This window comes from Streptomyces phytophilus, from assembly GCF_013870535.1.
Lineage (GTDB): Bacteria > Actinomycetota > Actinomycetes > Streptomycetales > Streptomycetaceae > Streptomyces > Streptomyces phytophilus.
The window spans coordinates 1-1,662 of the sequence record NZ_JACBXC010001296.1; the positions used below are offsets into that span (position 1 = coordinate 1).

Annotated in this window: 1 protein-coding gene and 1 pseudogene; both read right to left on the bottom strand. The window is 74.5% G+C overall.

All coding sequences use genetic code 11. The features are described from left to right. Positions 1-816: serine/threonine-protein kinase (locus H5J30_RS31745; protein WP_181791041.1), on the bottom strand; the 816-nt coding region annotated here is incomplete at its 3' end. Positions 817-845: 29 nt separating this feature from the next. Then, positions 846-1,662: pseudogene (locus H5J30_RS31750) on the bottom strand (hypothetical protein); the annotation flags it as partial.

The following is a 1,662-nucleotide window of genomic DNA, read 5'->3' on the forward strand; positions in this document are numbered from 1 at the left end:
CTCCGTCAGCGCCACCAGCTCCGCGACCTGCGGCCGCGCGGTCGGCTCCTTGGCGAGGCAGCGCTCGACCAGCGTGCGCAACTCGCCTTCGATGCCCGACAGTTCCGGCTCCTCCGCGGCGATCCGGAACATCAGCGCGTGCGCGCCGCTGTCCTCCGTACCGAACGGCATCCGCCCGGTCGCCGCGAACGCCAGCACCGTACCCAGGCAGAACACGTCGCTCGCCGCCGTGACCCGCTCGCCGCGCACCTGCTCGGGCGACATGAAGCCGGGCGAGCCTATGACCGCGCCGGTACGGGTCAGCCCGTCGCCGGCCGCCGTGACCGAGTCGAGCGCGCGGGCGATGCCGAAGTCGATGACGCGCGGCCCGTCGATGGTGACCAGGATGTTGGACGGCTTGAGGTCGCGGTGGACGAGCCCGGCGGCGTGGATCGCCTGCAACGCGCGCGCCAGCCCGCCGGCGAGCGCGCGCACGGAGGCGTCGGGCAGCGGGCCGAAGTCCCTGGCGACGACCTCGTGCAGCGAGGGCCCCGCGACGTACCCGGTGGCGACCCACGGCGTCGCGGCGTGCGTGTCGGCGTCGAGGACGGGCGCGGTCCACTCGCCGCCGACCAGGCGCGCGGCGGTGATCTCCTGCGTGAACCGGCGCCGGAACTCCGGCTCCCGCGCCAACTCGGCCTTGACCAGCTTCACCGCGGCGGTCCTGCCGCGTTCCGAACGGGCGAGGTAGACGCGTCCCATGCCGCCTTCGCCGAGCCGTCCGAGCAGTTGGTACGAGCCGACGCGGCGCGGATCATCCGGTCCGAGGCTGTCCATGCTGCCCCCTTCCCCCTCGTCGGGCGTGCCTATTGTGTCGGGTCGGCAGCTGAGCCGTCCGCCCTTGTGTAGTGCCGGGTGCGCTGCTCCCCACCGAGGAACTGGCGGTCCAGCACGGAGCCGTCGGCGGTCGCCTGCATCGCGGACGAGAACCCGGGCACGCACGGGCCCCCGAGCTGCCCGCCGCCCGAGTCGTCGCCGAGGCCGTCGGGGGTCTCGCCGGAGCCGGAGTCCTCCGGGCCCGCGACCGAGGTGATCTCCGAAGGGCCGAGCAGCACGCGGTCGTCGCGCTGGTCGACGCCGACGAAGTCGGCCTTCGCCTGGCAGGTGTCGCCGTCGCCGGTACGGGTCGTGAAGCGCACGGCGATCTGCCCCGGCGCGGCCTGGACGACCTGCATCACCTGGGTACCGGAGCCGGCGGGCCGCTGCCAGCGGCCCAGCAGCTCGCGCGGTATGCGGCGGTCGCGGGGCTCGACCTTCGTCAGCTCGGCGGTGCGGCCGCCGTCGGCGCGCCAGAGCAGTTTGCCGTCGTCGTACGTGACCACGTGGCCGCCGACCGGAGAGCACTCGCCGGCGGGGGCGGCCTCGACGACCTCGGTGTCGAGGTGCAGGCCCTTGCCGGCGGCGGTCAGCTCGCCCTCGCTGGTGCACTGCGACTGACCGCTGAGCACGATGCTGGTGGCCACGACCTCGCCCTTCTCGCCGGGGCGGATCGTGAACTGGCGGTAGGTGCCGGTGGGTTCGCCGTCGCGGAGCTGGGTGCCGAGCCAGGCGCCGAGGTAGCGGTCGGGGACGTCGGAGCTGCGGGTGGTGGCGCCGTCGTCGTCGCGCTGGGTGGCGAGGGCG